This window comes from Paenibacillus sp. UNC217MF (genome assembly GCF_000686865.1).
Taxonomy (GTDB): Bacteria; Bacillota; Bacilli; order Paenibacillales; family Paenibacillaceae; genus Paenibacillus_B; species Paenibacillus_B suaedae.
In genome coordinates, this window is sequence record NZ_JMLT01000049.1 from 1 (window position 1) to 1,238 (window position 1,238).

At 32.5% G+C, this 1,238-nt stretch carries 1 protein-coding gene and 1 pseudogene; both read left to right on the top strand.

Annotation, left to right across the window (positions count from 1 at the left end; all coding sequences use genetic code 11):
* The first annotated feature begins 224 nt into the window (after positions 1-224).
* Positions 225-836, top strand: coding sequence for a hypothetical protein (locus tag BP95_RS0116095; RefSeq protein ID WP_155987292.1), 612 nt, complete (start codon positions 225-227; stop codon positions 834-836).
* Positions 837-1,238, top strand: a pseudogene (locus BP95_RS30615) (hypothetical protein); the annotation flags it as partial.

The window sequence follows — 1,238 nt, forward strand, 5'->3', positions numbered from 1 at the left end:
AATTTTGGCAACTGTGACCCTTCATCCCTTGTGGTTACTAGGTTTTAAGGGTTGCCATTAGTGGCAATTGAACGGCAATTTTGGTTGCCGTTTGGCAATCGAACCTATTCAATCCCTTGTGGAATCATTTCATTAATTTAATGCTAGCATTGTTACTAGCAATATGATATTATTGTTATAGTAAATTAAATAGTAACAAGCCTATCGACAGGCTAGACCCTATCATGGACAAGAAAAATAGGGCGAACCAAACCAAAGGAAAAGGGGAAAAATCAAGCATGGAAAAATTGAATATCACGATTAAAGACATTGTGGAAATGACCAAAGAACAACCTTTGAAAGATATTGTGAAAAGCCTTCCTATTGGGGAAAAAGCTTTAAGGGAAGTTTTGAAGGCTGTGGGTGCTACTCCTCCAATGGTAGGAAAAAAGGGTTGGATATTGGAAGCTGATAATATTGAAGCTGAAAAGGATTTAGGGGAATTTGTGAAACCTACCAAAACTAGAAAAAGTAAGGCTAATAGCATAAATGCTAGCATATATAGTAATAACAATAATGATGCTAGCATTGAAAATAGTATTGATAATAATGTTATTAACACCAAAAATAATGGCAATAATGATAGTAAAAATACTATTGTAAAGGGTGATAACATGGTTATGGAAATTAAAGACCTTATTAAAGGTAAGAGCAAGGATGATAATGCTAGGGTTTACAAGGGTATTTACTTTGATAAAGACATTGCTAATTTTCTTGATAATGTCCAACATGGTAACAAATCCGAGATTGTAAATAAAATTTTACGTCAATACCTTGTGGAAAATGAGTTGATGTAAATGGAATATAGGGGGATTATGCTTCACGAATCAGTGAAGCTTTTTAAAATAAATGGAGATTACAATAAGCAAGTAAAACAAGGTTTAGATAATTTGATTGATACGATTACTAAAAATAAGCATGAAATAAAAGGTGTTTACACTAATAGCGATACGTATATTTCAGTAAATGAATTTTGTGGGCATGGTTTTTTTAAAATTAGACCATATAATTATTTGATTGGAAAAGGTTGTCCAAAATGTGGTGCAACAACCAAAAAAGCTAAATCACGATTGAAACGAAATATAAATTCATTCCCATCCCTTGTGGAATCAAATGGGCATAAACTTTTATCACCATATATTTCAGGCAAGGAAAAAGTATTAATTGATTTCAAGTGTGGACATGAACCAACATTAGTA